Genomic DNA, 22,145 nt, shown 5'->3' with positions numbered 1-22,145 from the left:
TTTTTCTCAGAAAATTTCGAACAAGCCAGCCGCACCCATGCCACCAGCGATGCACATCGTGACCACGGCGTATTTGGCCTTGCGCCGCTGCCCTTCCAGAAGCACATGGCCCACTAGGCGTGCACCGGTCATGCCAAAGGGGTGGCCGATGGAGATCGCGCCGCCATTGACGTTTAAGCGCTCATCGGGGATACCCAGCCGCTGCTGGCAGTAGATGGATTGCGAGGCAAAGGCTTCATTGAGTTCCCATAGGTCAATGTCCTGCACCTTCAGGCCGTGGCGCTCTAGCAGCTTGGGCACGGCAAACACCGGGCCAATGCCCATTTCATCGGGTTCGCAACCGGCCAGTGCCATGCCCCGAAAAGCCCCTAGCGGCTGCAAACCTTGGCGCTCGGCTTCTTTGGCTTCCACCAGCACGCAGGCCGAGGCACCATCAGACAATTGCGAGGCATTGCCCGCCGTGATGAACTGGCCCGGCCCTTTGACGGGTGCGAGTTTGGCTAGGCTCTCGTAGGTGGTGCCAGCACGGTTGCAGTTGTCTGCGGTGGCGGTCACTTCGCGTTGGCTGACAGCGCCGGTGTCTTTGTCGGTCACGGCCGTCACGGTGGTGCAGGGCACGATCTCATCGGCAAAGCGGCCTGCGGCTTGCGCCTCGGCGGTTTTGCGTTGGCTCTCTACCGAAAAACGGTCTTGGGCTTCGCGGCTGATGCCATAGCGGTGCGCCACTACATCGGCGGTGTCGATCATGGCCATGTACAGGTCGGGTTTGTGCTCCAGCACCCAAGGGTCAATGCCAGTATCTAAGCCGGTGCCCTCGCTGCGGCGGATGCCCGAGATGCTCTCGACACCCCCGGCAATCATGGCCGTGGCACCGTTGACAACGATATGGCTGGCCGCCATGGCAATGGCTTGCAGGCCCGAGGCGCAAAAGCGGCTCACGGTGGCACCGGCAATACTGAGCGGCAAACCCGCCCGCACCACGCTGGCACGGGCCACATTGCGGCCCATGCGGCCATCGGGATAACCACAGCCTAGGATGGCATCCTCAATCAATGCAGGATCGAGACCCGCACGGTCTACGGCTGCCTTGACGGCGTAGGCCGCTAGGGTGGTACCGGGGGTGATGTTGAACTCGCCACGGTGCGACTTGGTCAGTGGTGTACGGGCGGTGGAGACAATGACGGCTTCACGCATGGGGCATCCTTTCTGAGCGCAGAAATATGAAAAGGCAGGCCAGCCGGGCTGGGTGTGGGTGGCGGGTGCTGACCCGTTTTTTATTCGCGGTGGTTCAGGCTGTCGAAGTCGACCCCTTGGGCGACCAAGGTTTCCAGCAGCGCTGCGGGCTTCCAGAACAGGGGGTCTTCTTGGGCAAATTCACGGATGTCAGCGAGCACTTGGTCTAGGCCTACCATGTCGGCGTATTTCATGGGGCCACCCCGAAAGCGTGGAAAGCCATAGCCCGACAAGAAGGTGACATCGACATCCAGTGGGCGCAATGCGATGCCTTCTTGCACTACCTTTGCGCCTTCGTTAATCATTGCGGCCATGTAGCGACGAATGATCTCGTCGGCAGAGAACTGGCGCGGGGTAATGCCTTTTCTGGCCCGCTCGGCATCGACGATAGCCAGTACCTCGGGGTCGGGCAGGCCTGCGCGTGCGCCTTCGGGGTACAGATAAAACCCCCGTCCTGTTTTTTGGCCAAACCAGCCACGCTCGCAAAGGCGGTCGCTAATTTCTACATAACGGGCTTGGGGGTTGCGGGTGGGGGCGCGGCGCTTGCGGGCGGCCCAGCCAATGTCGCCCCCGGCCAAGTCCACCACTTGGAATAGCCCCATCGGATAGCCAAAAGTGCGCAACGCTTCGTCAATCTGATAGGGACTGGCACCATCTTCCATCAGGTAGTCGGCGGCCTGTCGGTACACCGCCATGATGCGGTTGCCGATAAAGCCATCGCACACCCCGGCGCGTACTGGGGTTTTTTTCATCTTTTGAGCCAGTGCAAAAGCGGTGGCTACCACATCGGCCTGAGCCTTAGAGGGCACTACGATCTCCAGCAGCTTCATGATATTGGCTGGGCTAAAGAAGTGCAGACCGACCACATCTTGTGGGCGCTGGGTGGCAGCGGCGATGGCGTCAATATCCAGATACGAGGTGTTGGTGGCCAGCACAGCACCAGGTTTACAAACGCGGTCTAGTTCTTTAAATACGGCTTTTTTTACTTCCAAGTCTTCAAATACCGCTTCAATCACCAGATCGACGTCGTGGAGGTCATCGTAAGAGGTGCTGGGCTGGTAGCGCGCCATGATGGTGGCTTTGGCCTGCGCCGTCAGGCGGCCTTTGGCGATCAAACCGTCATAGACCTTTTCGATATGGGCTTGGCCACGGGCGATGGATTCGGCATCGCGCTCGATCATCGTTACTTGCAGGCCCGCATCCAGCGCGGCCACGGTGATACCAGCACCCATCGTGCCACCGCCAATCACGGCAATATGGGCAAAAGGGCGTGGTGCAGCGGCTTTGGCTTCGGGCACTTTGGCTACTTCGCGTTCGGCAAAAAAGGCGTGGATCAAGCCTGCGCGTTGTGGGCTGTCTAGGCATTGCAGGAACAGGGCGCGCTCTTGCTTTAGGCCCTCATCAAAGGGCAAATCGATAGCCCCTTGAATGGCCTCTAGGATTTTCAGTGGTGAGAACAAGCCGCGTGCCTTTTTAGCGGTCTCAGCCTTGAGCACCTTCAGCGCCGCTTGGCTGGCGGCCTGGTTGATGAGTGCTCCGGCATCGCGGCTGCGGCGCACCGGGGCTTTTTGCGCCAGCAGGGCATTGGCATAGGCCAAGCCAGCGGTGAGCACCTCTGGGCCTTCATCGAGCTGATCCAGCAGACCGACCTGCAAAGCCTCTTTGGCTCCCATATGGCGGCCCGTGAGCATCAATTCGGCAGCAGCTTGCACGCCAATCAGGCGCGGCGTGCGTTGCGTACCACCGGCACCGGGCAGCAAGCCCAAATTGACTTCAGGCAGCCCCAGCTTGGCGGCGGGCAGGCCCAAGCGGTAATGGGCGGCCAAGGCCACTTCCAGACCACCGCCCAGTGCTGCGCCGTGCAGTGCGGCAATCACCAGCTTAGGGCTGGCCTCAATGCGGTTGCAGACATCGGGCAGCAACGGGGCTTGGGGCGGTTTGCCAAATTCGCGAATATCGGCACCGGCAATAAACGTCTTGCCCTCCCCCAACAACAGGATGGCATCTACTGATGCATCCTGTTCAGCTTGCTCAATGGCCGCCCACAGCCCTTGGCGTACGGCCACGCCCAAAGCATTGACGGGCGGGTTGTCAATGGTCACGACCAGCACACGGCCTTCGCGGGCAGTGGTCACAACGCAAGTGGCGATAGCAGTGCCCATGCGGGTGTCTCCTGTATTGATGTTCTAAGGCTTGATTGTTGATGCGCGAAGCAGTCTTGACAATCCCAACATTCATTGACAGACTGTCAAAAATTATTTGACAATCAAAATGATGGATTTGGCCTCTCTTACCCTGTTGGTGGACATCATTGATGCGGGGAACCTCAGCCAAGCGGCGCGCAAGCTCAAAATGACGCGGGCCAACGTGAGTTACCACCTGCACCAATTAGAAAAATCGGTGGGCGTGCAACTGGTGCGGCGCACCACCCGCCGCGTCGAGCCAACCGAGTTGGGCCTGCGCCTGTATGCGCATGGCCGCAGCATCCACAACGAGCTGCTGGCGGCGCGGGAAACCATCACCACCTTGGGTCAAGGGCTGCAAGGGCGCGTCGGTCTGAGCGTACCCAGTGGTTACGGGCAGATGGTGGTATCCGACTGGCTGATCGACTTCAAGCGCCTGTACCCTGGCATCGTGCTCGATGTGCGGTTTGAAAACCGCGTCGATGATCTCATCCGCGATGAAGTCGATATTGCCATGCGCGTCTTGCCCGAGCCGCCCGATGCGCTGGTGGCGCGTGATTTGGGGCAGGTGCGTTATTTGGCCTGTGCCTCGCAGGGCTTTGCCCAGCAGCATGGCCTGCCCACTACCCTAGAGCAATTGCGCACCATGCCCTTGATTACCTCGGCGGTGGTCGGGCGTCAGTTGCGCCTGCGCGCCTACCGGGGCGGCACACGCGAAGAAGTGACGCTAGAGCCGACGCTGATTTCGGAGCATTTTCCGTTTCTGCACCAAGGCATTTTGGCCGGGCTGGGCATTGGGCTGGTGCCCGACTATGTGGTGCAAGACCAAATTACCACTGGCGAGGTGCTGACCATGCTGGACGATTACCGACTGAGTATTTTTGGCACTCGGATGTACCTGCTCACTATGCCGAACCGGCACCAAACCCGTGCTGTGCGTACCTGCATTGACTTCTTGCTGGGCCGGGCTTTGCCCGCCCCTTAACGCACAATAGCGTTACCTTTTCAATGGAATTTCTCTTATGTGCGGCATCGTCGGCGCGGTTTCTTTGCGCAACATCGTTCCTGTGCTGGTGCAGGGCCTGCAACGGTTGGAGTATCGGGGTTACGACTCCTGCGGTGTGGCGGTACACACCGCCAGTTTGGGCGTGGCCTCTGGAGGCGGCTTGCAGCGTGCGCGCAGCACGGCGCGGGTGGCCGAGTTGCTCGAGCAGGTGCAGCGCGTGCCAGTGCAAGGCGCGACTGGCATCGCCCATACCCGCTGGGCCACGCATGGGGCTCCGGTGCAGAGCAATGCCCACCCGCATTTCAGCTATGGCCCCAAGGTAGATGCCAGCAGCAACCCTGATGCGGTGGGCCGAGTAGCTCTGGTACACAACGGCATTATTGAAAACCACGAGCCGCTGCGCGCCGCCTTGCAGGCACAGGGCTACATCTTTGCCAGCCAAACCGATACCGAAGTCATTGCCCACCTGATTGACAGCCTGTATACGGGCGATTTGTTGACCGCTGTGCAAGCAGCTATCGCGCAATTGCACGGTGCCTTTGCTATTGCCGTGTTGCACCACGATGAGCCACACCGTGTGGTGGCTGCCCGTGCTGGCTCCCCTTTGGTGTTGGGGGTGTGTCAAGACGGGCAAGAGCATTTTGTGGCCAGCGATGCGATGGCCTTGGCGGGCGTGACCGATCAGATCATCTATTTGCAAGAGGGCGATGTGGTCGATTTGCAATTGGGCCGCTACTGCATCACCAGCCGCGAGGGCCTGCTGCTGACGCAAGAGCAACGCCCGGTGCGTACCGTCCATGCCCACAGCGGGGCCGCAGAGTTGGGGCCGTACCGCCACTACATGCAAAAAGAAATTTTTGAGCAGCCCCGTGCTATTGCCGATACCTTAGATGGCATCAACGCCATCGTGCCCGCGCTGTTTGGCCCCGATGCGGCGCAGGTGTTTACGCAGATTGACTCGGTGCTGATTTTGGCCTGTGGTACCAGTTACTACAGCGGTTGCACGGCCAAATACTGGCTCGAATCCATCGCCCGCATCCCCACCCAAGTGGAGGTAGCCAGCGAGTACCGCTACCGCGACTCGGTGCCCAATCCGCGCCAGTTGATCGTCACCATCAGCCAGTCTGGGGAGACCGCCGACACGCTGGCCGCGCTGCGCCACGCCCAAAGCCTAGGCCACGCGCACACCCTGACTATCTGCAACGTCGCTACCAGCGCCATGGTGCGCGAGTGTGCCTTGGCCTATATCACCCGTGCCGGGGTAGAAATTGGCGTAGCCAGCACCAAGGCGTTTACGACGCAACTGGCGGGGTTGTTCTTGCTCACTTTGGTACTGGCCCAAACCCAAGGCCGCCTCAGTGCTGAGCAAGAGGCCGCGCATCTGCAAGCCATGCGCCACTTGCCAGTGGCTTTGCAAGCCGTGCTGGCGCTAGAGCCACAACTGATGGGTTGGGCCGAAGACTTTGCCCGCATGGAAAACGCGCTGTTTCTGGGCCGGGGCTTGCACTACCCGATTGCGATGGAGGGGGCGCTCAAGCTCAAAGAGATCAGCTATATCCACGCCGAAGCCTATCCGGCGGGTGAACTCAAGCACGGCCCGCTGGCGCTGGTCACCAGTGCCATGCCCGTGGTCACAGTAGCGCCCAATGATGCGCTGCTAGAAAAGCTCAAAAGCAATATGCAAGAAGTGCGTGCGCGCGGCGGGGTGCTCTATGTGCTGGCCGATGCCGACACCCGCATTGAAAGCAGTGAGGGCATCCACGTGATCCGTATGCCTGAGCATTACGGTGCCTTGTCGCCTATCTTGCACGTGGTGCCGCTGCAACTGTTGGCTTATCACACCGCCTGCGCCCGTGGTACCGATGTGGACAAGCCGCGCAACTTGGCCAAGAGTGTGACGGTGGAGTAAACACGCCCGTGGCAGAGCCGGGCCGGTAAAATTGCCCCCCTGTACCCGGTTCGGTGCGCGCCTTGAGCGCCGACCGGCCATCCCCATTTGCCCCTGTGGCGGCTGCGCACTGCCTGCCGCTGCCTCTCCTTTCTGGAATATCCCCTCGTGTCTTACGCTCCCGAAACCCGGCGACGCCGCACTTTTGCCATCATTTCTCACCCGGATGCGGGTAAAACCACGCTGACTGAAAAGCTGTTGCTGTTTTCGGGCGCGATTCAGATTGCTGGGGCCGTCAAGGGCCGCAAAGCCAGCCGCCATGCCACCTCCGACTGGATGGAAATCGAAAAGCAGCGCGGTATCTCGGTGGCCTCGTCGGTGATGCAGATGCTCTACCGTGAGCACGTGATTAACCTGCTCGATACCCCCGGCCACAAAGACTTTTCTGAAGACACCTACCGTGTGCTGACGGCGGTGGATTCGGCGCTGATGGTGATTGACGCTGCCAACGGGGTGGAATCGCAAACCCGCCGCCTGATTGAGGTCTGCCGCCAGCGCGACACGCCCATCATCACCTTCGTCAACAAGATGGACCGTGAGGTGCGCGACCCGCTGGACATCATGGACGAAGTCGAGCGCGAATTGGGTATGCCTTGCTGCCCTATGACGTGGCCGGTGGGTCAAGGCAAGCGCTTTGGCGGCATCATCAACCTGCGCAACCAAACCATGACGGTGTTTGAGTCGGGCAGTGAGCGCCGTCCGCAAGACTTTGAAGCTATCCCCCTGACCGAGGTAGACACCCTGCGCGCCCGTTTTGGCAGCGAATTTGACGCCGCGATGGAGAGCATGGAGCTGGCCGTGGGTGCTTCGCCCACATGGGATCACGAGGCGTTTTTGGCGGGCAAGCTCACGCCGGTGTTTTTTGGCTCCGGCGTCAATAACTTTGGCGTCATGGAAGTGCTGGATGCGCTGGTCGATATGGCTCCTTCGCCCGGCCCGCGCGTCAGTACCTTGCAGGTGAACAAGCAGCCGGTGGTCAAGAACATTCAGCCGGAGGACGAGGGTTTTTCTGGCGTGGTGTTCAAGGTGCAGGCCAATATGGATGCCAACCACCGCGACCGCATTGCTTTTGTGCGTGTAGCCTCAGGGCGCTACCAGCCGGGCATGAAGCTGCGCGTGCAGCGCACCGCCAAAGAGTTGCGCCCTACCAGCGTGGTCACTTTTATGAGCCAGCGCCGTGAGGCGGTAGAAGAAGCCTATGCGGGCGACATCATTGGCTTTACCACCCACGGTGGTGTGCAACTGGGTGACACCATCACCGATGGCGCGAGTTTGCAATTTACTGGCCTGCCTTTCTTTGCGCCAGAAATGTTCATGACCGTGGTGCTTAAAAACCCGCTGCGCACCAAGCAGTTGCAGCAAGGGTTGGCGCAATTGGGCGAAGAAGGCGCGATTCAAGTCTTTAAGCCCGACACCGGCGGCAATATGTTGCTGGGGGCGATTGGTCAGTTGCAGTTTGAAGTGGTGCAGCACCGCCTGAAGGCTGAATATGACTGCGATGTGCGGTTAGAGAGCTGCCAGTACACCGGCGCACGTTGGATTACGGCAGACAGCCCAGCAGATCTGCGCGCCTTTACCGACGCCTACCCGATGCGCTTGGCCCACGATGCCGCCGATACGCTGGCTTACCTGTGTACCAGTCCCTACGATGTACGTTTGGCGCAAGAGCGCTTTCCCAAAATCCACTTCCACCCGCTGCGCGAGCACGCGGGCTTGAGTTTGGGCCGCGCCGGTTAAATCCGTATGCCGACCAGCGTCCGCCCTTGGCTGCGCACAGTGGCTGGTGTGGTGCTGGCGCTGGCCGCCGGTGCTATGCCGGGGGCGGCTTGGGCCTTGCCCAGCTTTGAGCAGGTGCGCCAAGGGTTTCGGCCTTCTGAAACCCTGCTGCTATCGCGGGAGGGCGAAGTGCTGCAACGGCTGCGCACCGATGCCACGGTGCGCCGGGGCCAATGGCTGGCGCTGTCCGATGTCTCCCCAGCCTTGCGCACTGCGCTGGTGTTGTCCGAAGACCGACGCTTTTATGAGCACAGCGGTGTCGATTGGCAGGCGGTATCGGCGGCGGTTTGGGGCAACCTGTGGCACCGGCGTACCCGTGGTGCCAGCACCATCACCATGCAACTGGCCGGGCTGCTCGAGGCCGACGGCCAGCAAGGCGCAGGCCGCAGAACCGTAACCGAAAAGCTCAGTCAGAGCGTGGCAGCCCAAGTGCTCGAGCGGCGCTGGCGCAAAGACCAAATTTTGGAGGCTTACCTCAATCTGGTGCCCTTCCGGGGCGAGGTGGTGGGTATTGATGCCTTGAGCCGTACCCTGTTTGGTAAGGCAGCGCATGGCTTGGATGAGCGTGAGGCGGCTATTGCCGCAGCGCTGGTGCGTGCGCCCAACGCCAAACCGGCACTGGTGGCGCAGCGCGCCTGTGGCGTCTGGCAGGCCATGCGGGCGAGCAGCCAGCCCAAAACGGCTCTCGATCAAGATTGCATGGGCTTAGAGCTGCTGGCCAGCGCCAGCCTGCCACGGCGCAGTTGGGCTGCCAGTGAGGGCATTGCGCCGCACTTTGCCCGGCGCGCCCTTACCCAAGCGGCCAGCACCGGCCCGCTGCCCGCCCAGCTACCTTCTACCCTGCGCGGCCCCTTGCAGCGCTTTGCCGTGCAAACCCTGACGCAGCAACTGCGCGAATTGCAGGGCCGCAATGTGGAAGACGGGGCCATCGTCGTGCTAGACAACGCCAGCGGGCAGGTGCTGGCGTGGGTAGGTTCTTCGGGCCAATTGAGCCAAGCAGCAGAGGTGGATGGCGTGCTGGCGCAGCGCCAACCCGGCTCGACGCTCAAACCGTTTTTGTATGCGCAGGCCATTGCCCAGCGGCGGCTGACGGCGGCCTCGCTGATTGAGGATTCTCCAGCGCATATCCCCACGGCCAGTGGCCTGTATATCCCGCAAAACTACGACCGCCAGTTTAAGGGCTGGGTGTCGGTACGCACGGCGCTGGCGGCCTCGCTCAATGTGCCTGCGGTGCGCACGCTGGTGATGGTATCGCCCGATGCCTTTTTTACCCAATTGCAGGCAGTAGGCTTGCCACTGCGCGAGAGCGGCGGCTATTTTGGCTACAGTTTGGCCTTGGGCAGCAGTGAAGTTGCGTTATTGCACTTGAGCAATGCCTTTCGCACGCTGGCCAATGGCGGGCGCTTTAGCCCGGTGGCTCCGGCTTTGCTGTCTGCACAGCCCAAGGCCCCGGTATGGCAGCAGGCGTTGGATGCCAAAGCGGCGTTTATCGTCGGCGATATCTTGTCGGACAACAATGCCCGCGCCCGCACCTTTGGCACCGATAGCGTGTTGGCAACGCGGTTTTGGAGCGCCGTGAAAACCGGCACCAGCAAGGATATGCGCGACAACTGGGCGGTGGGCTGGTCAGAGCGCTACACCGTGGGCGTGTGGGTGGGCAATGCCAGCGGCGCAGCGATGCACGATGTCAGTGGCAGCAGTGGCGCAGCACCGATTTGGGCAGCCGTTATGGGCTATTTGCACCAGCGCCAGCCCAGTGCGGCCCCTGTGCCTCCGGCGGGCTTGGTGCGTGTGCCAGTGCAGTTTGGCCCAGTGGCAACCCCCCTAGAGGCAGCCCGGCCAGAATGGTTTGTGGCGGGCACGCAGCAGCCGCTGTTTGCGGTGGATACCGGGGCTGGGTCAGCCTATGCCAGCGCGGCGGCATTACAAGACCAAGCCATCCGCATCACCAGCCCAGTAGCGGGCACCATCTTGGCGCTAGACCCAGATATTCCGCCCACCCACCAACGCTTGCAGCTTACCGCCTCCGAAGCTGGCAAAAATGCTGCCCAACTGCGCTGGCGCTTAGACGACAAACCGCTGGGCCAAGGCCCCCATCTGAGTTGGATGCCTTGGCCGGGGCGGCACCGTATCACCCTGACCGATGCCCGTGGCACGGTATTGGATGAAGTGCGCCTAGAGGTGCGTGGTGCCGGGATACGCGCCAATGCCACCCCGCCTGCCGCCCAACGCGGGCGCTGAGGCGTTCTGCTGGTTAGCAGGCGTAAGAGCTAGACTCTCGCGCCCGCAACGTGCGACTGAGCAAAATCACCGGCACCAAGCCCACCGCCACCAACGCCAGTGATGGCAGGGCTGCCTCGCCCAAACGCTCATCGCGGGCCAGTTGGTAGGCCACCACGGCCAAGGTGTCGCTGTTAAAGGGGCGCAGCACCATCGTGGCGGGTAATTCTTTCATTACATCGACAAACACCAGCAGCGCTGCGGCGGCGGTGGAGCGTTGCAACAGCGGCCAATGCACTTGCAGTAGCAGTCGAGGGCTTCCAGCGCCTAGCATCCGCGCTGAATCATCCAAGCTGGGCGGAATACGCGCATAGCCACTTTGTACTGACTGCAAGGCCACCGCGCAAAAGCGCACCAGATAAGCCCACACAATGCCCACGGCAGTGGTGGTGAGCACTGCACCCAAGCCCAAGCTGGGCCAGGCCGCCTGCAACCAGCCCACCGGCAGCAACAGCCCGACCACCACCACGGCCCCCGGCACGGCATAGCCTAGACTGGCCAGTTGCACCACGCCACGGGTGAGCGCATCGGGGCGACGGCGCACGGCAAATGCCAAGGCCAGCGCCACGGCTACCGCCAGCCCGGCAGTGATGCCACCCAAGCGTACACTGTTCCAAGCCCACTCTAAAAAGCGCTCCCACGGCAGCACCGACCAATCCGAGGCCAAAGGCCGCAGCATAAAGGCCACTGGCGCAAAAAATCCCATCAGCACCGGCACGGCACAAATCACCCAAGCCAGCACCAAGGATGCCCCACGCAGTGCCACGGGCTGGGCTTCGGCAGAACCGGCCCGCCCGACGCCCTTGGCGGTAAAGCGCATCCGCTGTTGGGCGCGGTGCTCTAGCCACAGCAGCAGCAACACCATCGCCAGTAGCATGGTGGCTAATTGGGCCGCCGCCAAGCGGTTGTCTAAGGACAACCATGCTTTGATGATGCCGGTGGTAAAGGTTTGGATGCCAAAGTAGCTGGTCACGCCAAAATCGGCCAAGGTTTCCATCAGCACTAAGGCCACCCCGGCGGCCACTGCTGGGCGGGCTAGTGGCAGGGCGATGGTGGCAATGCGCCGGGGCAACGGTGCGCCCAGCAGACGCGCCGCTTCCATCAGGTGCGCTGCCCGCTCGCTCAGGGCAGTGCGGGCCAGCAGATACACATACGGGTATAGCGCAAAAATAAACACCCAAATCGCGCCCCAGACGCTGCGCACCTCCGGCAGCAAGCGCCCTTCTAGTGCAAAGCTCTCGCGCAGCCAAACCTGCAACGGGCCGCTAAACTGCAAAAAGTCGGTATAGGCGTAGGCAGTCACGTAGGCGGGCATGGCCAGCGGCAGCAGCAGCAGCCACTCCCACTGCCGCCGCCCCGGAAACTCAAACAGCGTCACGGTGGCGGCGGTGGCGGTACCCACCACCGCCGCACCGATACCCACCCACAGGGCTAACCAAGCCGTGGTGCCTACATAGCCGGGCAAGACGGTGGTGGTCATGTCGCGCAGCACGGCCACACTGGCACTCGCTTGACTGCCCCAAGGCCACCAAGCGGCCAGCAGGGCCAGCACCGGCAAGGCCAGCCAAACGGCCAACACCAGCAAAGGAAAAGAACGCAGCGAGGCCATAAAACGGTGCAAGGTAGAACCCCGTGGAAAATCGGCCATAGGCCCAAGGCCCCTGCCGCAATGCAAATGCGAATTTTAAGCATTTGGCCCGCCTACAATCGACGCCATGTTTTTGGCCCTCTCTCAACTTCAGGTGCGCTATGGTGCGCAGACCGTCGCCGCCGTGCGTGATGTCACGTTGGGCCTGCGCGCCGGTGATATTGGCGTGCTGATTGGCCCGTCTGGTTGCGGCAAAACCACCTTGCTGCGTGCCGTGGCGGGGCTGGAGCCGGTCAGTGCGGGCAGTATCCATCTCAACCGCCAACTGGTGGGCAGCCCCGAATGCAGCTTGCCCCCAGAGCAGCGCCGCATGGGCATGGTGTTTCAAGACTATGCGCTGTTTCCGCACCTGAGCGTGGGCCGCAATATCGCCTTTGGCATCCATGCGCTGCCACGCGCCGAGCAAGCAGCGCGGGTGAAAGAAGTGCTGCAACTGGTGGGCTTAGAAGGCAGTGAGCAGCGCTTCCCGCACGAGCTGTCGGGCGGGCAGCAGCAGCGCGTGGCCTTGGCCCGTGCCTTAGCACCCCGGCCCCAGCTCATGCTGCTGGACGAGCCGTTTTCTAATTTAGATGTAGAGCTGCGTGAGCGTTTGGCCCACGAGGTGCGCGGAATCCTCAAAGAGGCCGGGGCCACGGCCTTGTTTGTGACCCACGACCAATTGGAAGCCTTTGCCATTGGCGATGTGATCGGTGTCATGCAGCAAGGCCAGCTCCACCAGTGGGATGATGCCTACACCCTCTACCACCGCCCAGCCACCCGTTTTGTGGCCGACTTTATCGGGCATGGCGTTTTCATTCCGGCCACGCTAGAGCAGCAAGCTAGCGGCGTGGTGGTGCATACCCCACTGGGCGATTTAGCCAACCTGACGGAATGCCCCTTGCCATCGAACTACCCCAGCGGCCAATGTGATGTGCTGCTGCGCGCCGACGATATCGTGCACGACAGTCAAGCCCTGACCCAAGCGCAGTTGGTGCGCAAGGCGTTTCGTGGCGCTGAGTTTTTGTACACCCTGCGCTTAAAAAGCGGCCAGAGCGTGCTGGCCCACGTGCCCAGCCACTACAACCATGCGGTGGGGGAATGGATAGGTATCCGCGCCCAAGCCGACCATGTGGTGACTTTTGCGCGGCAGGATTAAAGCGGTTTAGCCGCGCTCAAACGCCACTTGACCGCCCACCAGCGTATAGCGCACCCGCCCGGGCAGCTCGTAGCCACCAAATGGGGTGTGCTTGCCTTGGCTGCGCAAGGCGCTGCCTTGCACCGTCCAAGCGTCTTCGGCATCGACGATACAAACATCGCCCACGCCACCCTCGATCAACTGGCCAACGCTGGCCTGCAAAGTGCCCAAGGCATGGCCCAGCACGCGGGCCGGTTCATTGGTGACTACGGCCAGCGCCCGCGCCAAGGGCACGCCGCTATCGCGTGACCACTTCAGTGCCACACTGAGCAGCAGCTCTAACCCGGTAGCGCCGGGTTCAGCCTCGGCAAAGGGCAGGGTTTTGGCGTCTTCGTCCACCGGGTTGTGGTCAGACACCAGTGCGTCGATGGTGCCATCGAGCAGCGCGGCTTGCAGTGCATCGCGGTCGCGCTGTTGGCGCAGTGGGGGCGACAAGCGGGCGCGGCTGTCAAAAAAGCCGATATCGTGGTCGGTCAGGTGCAGTGAGTTGATGCTGACATCGCAAGTCACGCGCAGGCCCTCGGACTTGGCACGGCGCACCAACTCCACCCCCGCAGCACTGCTGATACGGCACAAATGCACACGCGCCCCGGTGCTTTTGAGCAGTTCAAAAATGGTGTGCAGGGCAATGGTTTCTGCCGCCACCGGGACGCCCGACAGCCCCAAGCGTGTTGCCAGCGGCCCACTGGCAGCGACCCCCTTACCCAAGTGCATCTCTTGCGGGCGCAGCCAGACGGTATAGCCAAAGGTATCGGCATATTGCAGCGCCCGTTGCAGCACTTGGGTGCTGGCTAGCGGCACCTCAGCCTGACCAAAACCGATACAACCGGCCTCGGTCAGTTCGGCCATTTCGGTTAGCACTTCACCGGCCAGATTGCGCGTGAGCGCGCCTTGTGGGAACAGCCGGGCTTGGTGCAGCTTTTCGGCACGGAACTTGAGCATGGCTACCAGCCCCGGCTCGTCGAGCACCGGGTCGGTGTCGGGCGGGCAGACCAAGCTGGTCACGCCCCCGGCCACGGCGGCGGCCATCTCGGATTCCAACATCCCGGCATGTTCTTGGCCGGGTTCGCGCAGGCGCGCTGCCAAATCGACCAAACCGGGCAGCACGATGCAGCCGCTGGCATCCAGCACGCGGTGCGGGGCAAAATCAGGGGCTACCTTGCCCACGCCAATGATGCGCCCAGCAGCAATCGCGATGTCGCAGTGTTTATCTAGGCCGCTGGCGGGGTCGATCACGCGGCCATTTTGGATCAGTATCTTCATCATCATTTCCTCAAGCGTCGTTGCCCGCCACAATGGACATCACCGCCATACGCACAGCAATACCAAACGTGACCTGCGGCAAGATCACGCTTTGTGGCCCATCGACCACCGCCGAGTCAATTTCTACCCCTCGGTTGATCGGGCCGGGGTGCATCACGATGGCGTCGGGTTTGGCCAGGCGCAGCTTGTCGGGGGTCAGGCCAAAGCTCTTGAAATACTCTTGGCTCGATGGCAGCAGCGCGCCGCTCATGCGCTCGTTTTGCAAACGCAGCGTGATAATCACATCGGCATCTTTGATGCCCTCTTCGAGGGTGTGGCACACGCGCACCCCCATGTGCGATAAGTCGCTGGGCACCAAAGTGCGTGGCCCGACCACGCGCACCTCGGCAGCACCCAGCGTCGTTAAGGCGTGGATGTCCGAGCGCGCCACGCGCGAGTGCAGCACATCGCCCACGATGGCAACGGTCAGGTTGCTAAAGTCTTTTTTGTAGTGCCGGATAGTGTACATATCCAGCAAGCCTTGGGTGGGGTGGGCGTGGCGGCCATCACCGGCATTGACCACATGCACATGGGGCGCTACGTGCTGGGCGATCAAATAAGGCGCGCCCGATTCGCTGTGGCGCACGACAAAAATATCGGCGGCCATGGCCGAGAGGTTGTCGATGGTGTCGAGCAGGGTTTCGCCTTTGGCGGTGGAACTGCGTGCGATATCCAAATTGAACACATCGGCGCTCAGGCGCTTGGCGGCAATCTCAAAGGTGGTGCGGGTGCGCGTGCTGTTTTCAAAAAACAGGTTGAACACGCTTTTGCCGCGCAGCAGCGGCACCTTTTTGACCTCGCGGTCATTGACTGACACGAAGTTGGCAGCGGTATCGAGGATATGCGTGAGAATATCGCGCGGCAAGCCTTCAATGGAGAGCAGATGCATCAGCTCGCCGTGGCGATTGAGTTGGGGATGGCGCTTGTGCAGCACGGCTCAGACCTCTTGAACGTGGAAATGAAAACTGCCGCTGTCGGTTCGCGCCAGCGCCAGTGATTGGGTTGGGGACAGGGCGACTTTGGCAGCGGCAAAATCGGCTTGGATGGGCAACTCGCGCCCGTTGCGCTCGACCAGCACCGCCAGACGCACCCGTGCTGGGCGGCCATAGTCGTACAGCTCATTGAGTACGGCGCGCACCGTGCGGCCCGTGTGCAGCACATCATCGAGCACCAAAATATCGGCCCCATTGACATCAAAAGCCAGTTGCGTTTGGGCACTGCTGGCCATGCCGCGCTGGGCAAAATCATCGCGGTGCAGGGCTGATGACAGCACGCCCACGCTGCCATCCAAGCCCAAATCGGCTTGCAGGCGCTGCGCCAGCCAGACACCGCCCGACGCTATACCCACCAAGCGGGTGTGCGCCTCACACAGCGTACGCACGCCGCGCAACAATTCGGCGTACAGGGCTTCAGCATCAAGCAGCAGGCTGCCGGTAGTGGCAGCGGAAGGAGGAGTAGTCATCAAGCAAGGCTCCGGAAAAATTGTTCCAAGATGATGCAGGCCGAGGCGGCATCGGCATCGCGGGCACCGCTGCTATGGGCTTCGGTGGTGCTGTAGCGTTCATCCACCTCAAACACTGGCAGGCCAAAGCGGCCACGCAACTGGCGGCCAAACTTGAGGGCGCGGGCGGTGTTGTCGTGGCTGGCACCGTCGGGGTAGTAGGGCACACCCAGCACCAGCGCATCGGGCTGCCATTCGGCAATGCGCTGCGCCACTTGGGCAAAGCGGGCATCGCCTTCGGCGCGGATGGTGGCTTGTGGTGTGGCGCTGCCCAACAGGCGGTTGCCTACCGCCACCCCAGTGCGCTTGAGGCCCAAATCCAAGGCCAAAAAGGTCTGTAGTTGCGCCGGTACAGACACTGCTGGGGTGCTCATGCGTGCCCCGCAGTCGGTGCCAATTGCCAAGCCTCTAGGCCCAGCAGTCGCAGGGCTTGGTCGTAGCGCTGCTCTATGGGCGTGTCAAAAATAACGGATAGATCGGCCTCTACCGTGAGCCAACTGTTTTGTGCCAGTTCAGACTCTAACTGGCCTTCGGCCCACGCTGAGTAGCCCAGTGCCACCAGCACCCGGCGCGGCCCGGCACCGTTGGACAGAGCTTCGAGCACATCGCGCGAGGTGGTCATGTCTAGCGGGCCAGCGGCGATATGCAAGGTGGAGGCGTAGGCGGACTCGGTATTGGGCGGGTCGGTTTGGCGCATCGGGTCGTGCAGCACAAAGCCTCGGTCGGTGTTCACCGGCCCCCCCAGAAACACGGGCGCTTGTGCCAAGTCTGGGCGCTGCAAGTCCAAGTCGATCTTGTCAAACAGCCCTTGCAGGTACAGATCGGTAGGTTTGTTGATGAGCAGGCCCAAGGCACCACGCTCGCTGTGTTCGCACAGATAGACCACGCTGCGGGCAAAAGCCGGATCGTCCAGTCCGGGCATGGCAATCAAAAAATGGTGCGTCAGGTTGGTAGGCGCAAAATCGGTGGACATATACCTCTGATTTTAACGGTGAACATGCCTACCCCCTACGCTGTTGGCTTGGTCTGGTTGCGCCGCGATTTGCGTGCGCAAGACCACCCCGCCCTGCACCAAGCGCTGCGCCAGTGTGCGCAGGTGCATTGCGTTTTTGTGTTTGATAGCGATATTTTGGATGCTCTGCCCCGTGCTGACCGCCGGGTGGAGTTTATCCACGCCGCTGTGCTAGAGCTGGACGAGCAATTGCGCGCCTTGTCCGGCCATGCCGCTGGCGGCCTGATCGTGCGCCACGGCAGCGCACGCACCGAGATTCCAGTGCTGGCGCAGGCACTGGGGGCCGAGGCCGTCTTTACCCACCACGATGATGAACCCCAAGCCTTGGCCCGTGATGCCGAAGTACGCACTGCCTTGACCTTGCAGCGCCGGGCCATGCATACTTTTCAAGACCACAGCATTTTTGAGCGCCAAGAACTCCTCACCCAAGGCGGCACGCCCTATACCGTGTTCACACCGTACAAAAATGCGTGGCTGCGCCGGGTGGAGGCAGCCCGGCTGGCGGAACAGGCGGTGCCACCTTATGCTCAAGCCTTGGCTCCGCGCCCCGCGCCCTATGACCAGCCCATCCCCAGCTTGGCCGAACTGGGTTTTGCGCCAGCAGGCTTGGCACAGTTGCGCCTGCCCACGGGCAGCCGTGGTGCGCAGCAACTGCTCGATGATTTTTTGCTGCGCATAGACCACTACGCCACAGCACGGGATTTTCCGGCCATTAAAGGCCCCAGCTACCTCAGCACCCATTTGCGCTTTGGCACCATTTCTATCCGGCAACTGGCCCGCACCGCCCATGCTTTGGTTGCTCAAGGCCATGCTGGCGCTGCCAGTTGGCTCAATGAACTGATTTGGCGCGACTTTTATTTTCAGATATTGGCCAATTTCCCCCATGTGGTGCAGCGCAGTTTTAAGCCTGCTTACGATGCCATCCAGTGGGAAAGTGGCGAGCTGGCCGAGGCCCATTTTGCCGCTTGGTGCCAAGGGCGCACGGGCTATCCGTTGGTAGATGCTGCCATGCAGCAGCTCAACCAGACTGGCTATATGCACAACCGCCTGCGCATGGTGGTAGCCAGCTTTTTGACCAAAGATTTGGGGCTGGACTGGCGCTGGGGCGAGCGCTATTTCGCCGAAAAACTCAATGATTTTGATCTGGCCGCCAACAACGGCGGCTGGCAATGGGCCAGCTCCAGCGGTTGTGATGCCCAGCCCTACTTTCGCATTTTTAACCCGGTTAGCCAAAGCCAAAAGTTTGACCCTGACGGGAAATTTATCCGCCGCTATCTGCCGCAACTGGCCGCTTTGCCCACCGCCGCCCTGCATGCGCCGTGGCTAGCCCGACCCTTAGATTTGCAAGCTGCTGGGGTGGTGTTGGGGCAAACCTACCCGCTGCCACTGGTGCAGCACGATGCTGCCCGGCTGCGCACCTTGGAGCGCTACGCGGTGGTCAAGGCCCCCAGCTAGTACCGCGCTGTCACCACGGCAGTCAAGGTAGCAACCATCGGCCCAATTGCTCTTGTAAAAACCCAGAGCCAGACAGCACCAAAATCACCAAAAAAGCTACCGATGGCGTGATAACCACCGCCACGCCCCAGCGCTTGGCGGGGGGCCATGACGGGGGCAAAACCCGCTGCAACAGCCAAGTCAAGGCCAGCACGGCTAGCCCCCCACCTATCAGCAGCAGGAGCAGCACAAACAGGCTGCTCATGCCGTCTGCGCTTGGGTGGCTTCTTCGGCCAGACGGGCGTAGTGCTTGACCAGACTGAGCAGCTCTTCATCAGAGTATGGCTTGCCCAGATAGTGGTTCACGCCCAGTTCCATCGCATGTTCTTGGTGTTTTTGCGCAATGCGCGAAGTAATCATGATGATGGGCAGATTTTTCAGCTTTTCATCCATGCGGATATTGCGTGCCAAATCGAAGCCGTCCATGCGCGGCATTTCGATGTCTGACAGCACCACGGCGGGGCGCTCTTCTTGCAAGCGCTCTAAGGCTTGCAAACCATCGGCAGCCAAGGCCACGCGGTAGCCTTCGCGTTGCAACAGGCGTTGTGTGACGCGGCGCACGGTGATGGAGTCGTCCACCACCAGCACCAGTGGCACCTGATGCACTGCCGCTACCGGTGCGGCGGGATTGCCCCCTGCGGGTGCCACGGCAGTACCAGCTTGCACCGCTGGCGACAGCGCTTGCAAGGCTGCACGAACCTGCTCGCCGTACACCGTGACCAATGCCACTGGGTTGTAGATCAGCACCACCGCGCCCGAAGCCAGCACTGACATCCCGGCCAAACCGGGCAGGCGTGCCAGTTGTGGCCCCAGGTTTTTTACCACCACTTCTTGGTTGCCCAGCACTTCATCCACATGCAGGGCTACCCGTTGCGAGGCGCTGCGGAACACCACCACCGGACGGGTTTTGCCTTGGGTTTCTTCACTGTGCAGCGAGGCTTGCAGCAAACCACCGGCCCAGAAGAAGGGCGCCTGCTCACCCGCCACTTCAAAGCAGTTATTTTGATAAGCCTGCTCTAGTTGCGCTGTGGGTATGCGGCGCACTACTTCGACCACATTGGCGGGCACACCAAACGAAAGGTGGCCTGCACGCAGCATCACCACCTGCGTGACGGCAGTGGTCAGGGGCAGCACCATACGGAAGGAAGTGCCCTTGCCGGTTTCGGTGTTGGTTTCAATGCGGCCCCCTAGCGCTTTGATTTCAGAGCGCACTACGTCCATCCCGATACCGCGCCCCGCAAGGCCGCTCAGGCTGACGGCGGTGGTAAAGCCGGGCATAAAGATCAGGTTGGCGGCCTCAGTGTCGGTAATTTGGGCACCGGGGGCAATCAAGCCTTGCTCTTGGGCCTTAGCCAAGATACGCGGCAGGTTCAAGCCCGCACCGTCGTCGCGGAACTCCACCGAGACGTCGTTGCCTTCGTGGCGCAAATGCACGGCAATGGTACCGATCAGTGGCTTACCAGCAGCATCACGCTGCTCAGGCATTTCAATGCCGTGGGCCACACAATTGCGCAGCAAGTGCTCAAAGGCAGGGGTCATGCGGTCAAGCACGCCTCGGTCCATTTCAATCGAGCCGCCGGTAATGTCGAGCTTGATCTGCTTGCCCATCTCTTTGGACGCTTGGCGCACCACGGCGTACAGGCGTTCGGCAATGCTTTCAAACTCCACCATCCGGGTGCGTAGCAGGTCGCGTTGCAACTCACGCGCTTGGCGGCCTTGGGCGATCAGCTCATCTTCAGCGCCGTTCATCGAGCGTTGCAAATTGCGCTGCACCGTGGCCACGTCGTTGACCGATTCGGCCATCATCCGTGTTAGTTCTTGCACACGGGTAAAGCGGTCAAACTCTAGCGGATCAAAGCCAGCGGCCATTTCTTTGGTCTGTGCTAGGCGCGATTGCATCTGCGATTCAGATTGCAACTCGATGTCGCGCAACTGCTGGCGCAGTTTGTCGAGGTTGGCCGACAAGTCAACCAAGGAGCCTTTGATTTGACCAATGCGCGCTTCCAGCCGCGAGCGGCTGATCATTACCTCGCCCGCTTGGTTGATCAGCCGATCCAGCAACTGGGCGCGCACGCGTACCGATTGCTGTCCTACAGCGCGCAACGGGGCTGCAGCCTTCATGGTTTGCAGGCGCGCAGGTGTTGCCAAGGCTGACACGGCTGTGCCTGCCGGGGTATCTGTGGCGGGTGTGGCGATGGCCGCTGCCAAGTCGGGTGCCACCACTATGGCTTCGGCAGGCCCTTGGGCACTGATGACGCGCAGCACGTCAAAATTGGCCTGCAAACTATCGAGCCGGGCCAGCATGGGATCGACTTCTGCGCTAGTGACGGTGTCAACGTCCAGCTCTTCGATGGCTGACTCTAGGCGGTGGGCCATTTCGCCCAAGCGCATGGCACCGGCCAAGCGCGAGCTGCCCTTGAGGGTATGCAATGCACGCAGCAATTCGCTGCGGGCAGCCAAGTTGCTGGGGCGCGTCGACCATTGGCGCAAAGAGCCACCTAAATGGGGCAGCAGCTCCAGCGCTTCTTCTTCAAAAATCGGGAACAGGTCGGGGTCAATGACGTCAAGGACATCAATATCGTCATCGTGTTCGGTATCCAACGCCATCGCGTTGGCAATGGCAGCATCAATGTGCTCGTCTGTTCCCGGTGTTTCGGCTGCGGTGTAGACGGTAGCCGGAGTAGGTGTTGGTTCTGGTGCTGGTGCTGGTGCTGGTGCTGGTTCTGGTTCTGGTGCTGGTGCTGGTGCTGGTGCTGGTGCTGGTGCTGGTGCTGGTGCTGGGAGGTCTGGCTCCACTTCCAACTCCAGTGGTAAGGATTCTTGTGGGCTGGGCCGGGCCTCTGTTTTGGGGCGATCTGCCAAATGGTGGGCTTGTGCCGCAGCCTGTGCATGTTCTTCTTCTAGTTTTTCCAGCTCTTCTAGCACTGCCATCACGTCTTCTAGCGGTGGCGAGAGGGTACTGACCACCTCGGTCTCTAGGATGTGGCGCAGGGCGTCTTGTACCTTCGGGTCTGCCGCAACCAGCACCCCGGCGGCAAATTGTTGCAGCAGGTAATCGATGTCTTGTGCTGCGGCCAAAAAGACTTGGGCTTGCTCTGGTTCGCCCTGTGGCTGTGGCTGTACATGCGACAGGGTGTGTTCTAGCAGCCGTGCTGTTTCGGACAGGGCTTTGAAGCCGACCGTGGCAGAGCTTCCCGCCAGCGAATGGGCCAGCGCCACCGCTGTGTCAGAGACTGGCTCATTCAAAGCGTGTGACCAGTCTTGCAGGCTGCGGGTTAGGCGGCGCACCCACTCTTGGGCTTCACTGACATAGATGTTGTACAGGGCCAAGCCAATGCGCAGTGAGCCAATTACCTTGACTTGCTCTTGGGCTTCAATGCGGGCTTTTTCTGCTTGCGCTGCTGCTTGGGCTTGGGCTTGCGCTTGGGCAGCAGCACGGGTTTGCTCTTCCTCGACAGCACGCGCCAGCGCGTGGGCTTCTGCACGGACTTTTTCTTCTTCAGCGAGGGTCAGCGCTTCGGCTTCTGCTTGGGCCTGAGCCAGCGCTTCAGCCTCAGCGCGGGCTTGTTCTTCTGCGGCGCGGGCCAG

The 22,145-nt window shown here is 61.3% G+C and carries 16 protein-coding genes; 6 read left to right on the top strand and 10 right to left on the bottom strand.

Going from position 1 to position 22,145, the window contains the following annotated elements:
• Positions 1 to 6: 6 nt before the first annotated feature.
• Positions 7 to 1,194, bottom strand: a complete 1,188-nt coding sequence (locus BMX55_RS15385) for an acetyl-CoA C-acyltransferase (RefSeq protein WP_091459234.1) — start codon at positions 1,192 to 1,194, stop codon at positions 7 to 9.
• A gap of 80 nt (positions 1,195 to 1,274) precedes the next feature.
• Positions 1,275 to 3,395 (bottom strand): 3-hydroxyacyl-CoA dehydrogenase NAD-binding domain-containing protein, encoded by a 2,121-nt coding sequence (locus tag BMX55_RS15380; protein ID WP_091459232.1) that lies wholly within the window; start codon positions 3,393 to 3,395, stop codon positions 1,275 to 1,277.
• Positions 3,396 to 3,507: 112 nt separating this feature from the next.
• Here BMX55_RS15380 and BMX55_RS15375 point away from each other — a divergent pair, with 112 nt between their 5' ends.
• The 4 genes from BMX55_RS15375 (at position 3,508) to pbpC (ending at position 10,387) form a co-directional block, all read left to right on the top strand.
• Complete coding sequence (locus BMX55_RS15375) at positions 3,508 to 4,401, top strand: LysR family transcriptional regulator (RefSeq protein ID WP_091459230.1); 894 nt, start codon at positions 3,508 to 3,510, stop codon at positions 4,399 to 4,401.
• Between the two features lie 37 nt (positions 4,402 to 4,438).
• Positions 4,439 to 6,331 (top strand): glutamine--fructose-6-phosphate transaminase (isomerizing), encoded by a 1,893-nt coding sequence (gene glmS, locus BMX55_RS15370; protein WP_091459228.1) that lies wholly within the window; start codon positions 4,439 to 4,441, stop codon positions 6,329 to 6,331.
• A 147-nt stretch (positions 6,332 to 6,478) separates the two neighbouring features.
• Entirely contained in the window at positions 6,479 to 8,107 is a 1,629-nt protein-coding gene (locus BMX55_RS15365) for a peptide chain release factor 3 (protein WP_091459226.1), read from the top strand.
• 6 nt (positions 8,108 to 8,113) lie between these two features.
• Positions 8,114 to 10,387, top strand: coding sequence for a penicillin-binding protein 1C (pbpC, locus tag BMX55_RS15360; protein WP_091459224.1), 2,274 nt, complete (start codon positions 8,114 to 8,116; stop codon positions 10,385 to 10,387).
• Positions 10,388 to 10,400: 13 nt separating this feature from the next.
• Here pbpC and BMX55_RS15355 read toward each other — a convergent pair whose 3' ends face one another.
• Entirely contained in the window at positions 10,401 to 12,074 is a 1,674-nt protein-coding gene (locus BMX55_RS15355) for an ABC transporter permease (RefSeq protein ID WP_091459222.1), read from the bottom strand.
• Between the two features lie 67 nt (positions 12,075 to 12,141).
• On the opposite strand from BMX55_RS15355, the gene BMX55_RS15350 reads away from it, so the two are divergent.
• Complete coding sequence (locus BMX55_RS15350; RefSeq protein WP_091459221.1) at positions 12,142 to 13,209, top strand: ABC transporter ATP-binding protein; 1,068 nt, start codon at positions 12,142 to 12,144, stop codon at positions 13,207 to 13,209.
• 6 nt (positions 13,210 to 13,215) lie between these two features.
• Here the strand turns inward: BMX55_RS15350 and BMX55_RS15345 are convergent, their stop codons facing one another.
• The 5 genes from BMX55_RS15345 to BMX55_RS15325 are packed head-to-tail and all read right to left on the bottom strand — an operon-like array spanning position 13,216 to position 17,024.
• Entirely contained in the window at positions 13,216 to 14,511 is a 1,296-nt protein-coding gene (locus tag BMX55_RS15345; RefSeq protein ID WP_091459247.1) for a dihydroorotase, read from the bottom strand.
• Between the two features lie 10 nt (positions 14,512 to 14,521).
• Positions 14,522 to 15,484 (bottom strand): aspartate carbamoyltransferase catalytic subunit, encoded by a 963-nt coding sequence (locus tag BMX55_RS15340; RefSeq protein ID WP_091459219.1) that lies wholly within the window; start codon positions 15,482 to 15,484, stop codon positions 14,522 to 14,524.
• A 3-nt stretch (positions 15,485 to 15,487) separates the two neighbouring features.
• Positions 15,488 to 16,012 carry a bifunctional pyr operon transcriptional regulator/uracil phosphoribosyltransferase PyrR gene (pyrR, locus tag BMX55_RS15335; protein ID WP_091459216.1) on the bottom strand — a complete coding sequence of 175 codons (525 nt, stop codon included), beginning with the start codon at positions 16,010 to 16,012 and terminating at the stop codon, positions 15,488 to 15,490.
• A complete protein-coding gene (gene ruvX, locus BMX55_RS15330) occupies positions 16,012 to 16,425 on the bottom strand; it encodes a Holliday junction resolvase RuvX (RefSeq protein WP_091459214.1) in 414 nt (137 codons plus the stop codon). Before ruvX ends, pyrR begins: the two co-directional genes overlap by 1 nt.
• The gene (locus BMX55_RS15325; RefSeq protein ID WP_091459212.1) at positions 16,422 to 17,024 is read right to left on the bottom strand and encodes a YqgE/AlgH family protein; all 603 of its coding nucleotides are present in this window, start codon (positions 17,022 to 17,024) and stop codon (positions 16,422 to 16,424) included. Before BMX55_RS15325 ends, ruvX begins: the two co-directional genes overlap by 4 nt.
• Before the next feature lie 24 nt (positions 17,025 to 17,048).
• Between BMX55_RS15325 and BMX55_RS15320 the strand changes: the two genes are divergently transcribed.
• Entirely contained in the window at positions 17,049 to 18,518 is a 1,470-nt protein-coding gene (locus tag BMX55_RS15320) for a cryptochrome/photolyase family protein (protein WP_091459210.1), read from the top strand.
• Positions 18,519 to 18,540: 22 nt separating this feature from the next.
• Here BMX55_RS15320 and BMX55_RS15315 read toward each other — a convergent pair whose 3' ends face one another.
• Positions 18,541 to 18,762, bottom strand: coding sequence for a hypothetical protein (locus BMX55_RS15315; protein WP_091459209.1), 222 nt, complete (start codon positions 18,760 to 18,762; stop codon positions 18,541 to 18,543).
• Positions 18,759 to 22,145, bottom strand: a 3,387-nt coding sequence (locus BMX55_RS15310; protein ID WP_143059698.1) for a hybrid sensor histidine kinase/response regulator, incomplete at its 5' end; no start/stop codon positions are given. The genes BMX55_RS15310 and BMX55_RS15315, both read right to left, overlap by 4 nt.

This window comes from Giesbergeria anulus, from assembly GCF_900111115.1.
GTDB lineage: Bacteria > Pseudomonadota > Gammaproteobacteria > Burkholderiales > Burkholderiaceae_C > Simplicispira > Simplicispira anulus.
Note: the sequence above shows the minus strand (reverse complement) of the source record. Positions and strands in the feature narration are given on the sequence as shown.

What these genes read in the sequence shown, in the direction of transcription:
- BMX55_RS15320 (WP_091459210.1), top strand. Translation starts at nt 17,049, where the DNA reads ATGCCTACCCCCTACGCTGTTGGCTTGGTCTGGTTGCGCCGCGATTTG.
- glmS (WP_091459228.1), top strand. Translation starts at nt 4,439, where the DNA reads ATGTGCGGCATCGTCGGCGCGGTTTCTTTGCGCAACATCGTTCCTGTG.
- BMX55_RS15375 (WP_091459230.1), top strand. Translation starts at nt 3,508, where the DNA reads ATGGATTTGGCCTCTCTTACCCTGTTGGTGGACATCATTGATGCGGGG.
- BMX55_RS15345 (WP_091459247.1), bottom strand. Translation starts at nt 14,511, where the DNA reads ATGAAGATACTGATCCAAAATGGCCGCGTGATCGACCCCGCCAGCGGC.
- BMX55_RS15315 (WP_091459209.1), bottom strand. Translation starts at nt 18,762, where the DNA reads ATGAGCAGCCTGTTTGTGCTGCTCCTGCTGCTGATAGGTGGGGGGCTA.
- BMX55_RS15385 (WP_091459234.1), bottom strand. Translation starts at nt 1,194, where the DNA reads ATGCGTGAAGCCGTCATTGTCTCCACCGCCCGTACACCACTGACCAAG.
- BMX55_RS15380 (WP_091459232.1), bottom strand. Translation starts at nt 3,395, where the DNA reads ATGGGCACTGCTATCGCCACTTGCGTTGTGACCACTGCCCGCGAAGGC.
- pbpC (WP_091459224.1), top strand. Translation starts at nt 8,114, where the DNA reads ATGCCGACCAGCGTCCGCCCTTGGCTGCGCACAGTGGCTGGTGTGGTG.
- ruvX (WP_091459214.1), bottom strand. Translation starts at nt 16,425, where the DNA reads ATGAGCACCCCAGCAGTGTCTGTACCGGCGCAACTACAGACCTTTTTG.
- pyrR (WP_091459216.1), bottom strand. Translation starts at nt 16,012, where the DNA reads ATGACTACTCCTCCTTCCGCTGCCACTACCGGCAGCCTGCTGCTTGAT.
- BMX55_RS15325 (WP_091459212.1), bottom strand. Translation starts at nt 17,024, where the DNA reads ATGTCCACCGATTTTGCGCCTACCAACCTGACGCACCATTTTTTGATT.
- BMX55_RS15355 (WP_091459222.1), bottom strand. Translation starts at nt 12,074, where the DNA reads ATGGCCGATTTTCCACGGGGTTCTACCTTGCACCGTTTTATGGCCTCG.
- BMX55_RS15350 (WP_091459221.1), top strand. Translation starts at nt 12,142, where the DNA reads ATGTTTTTGGCCCTCTCTCAACTTCAGGTGCGCTATGGTGCGCAGACC.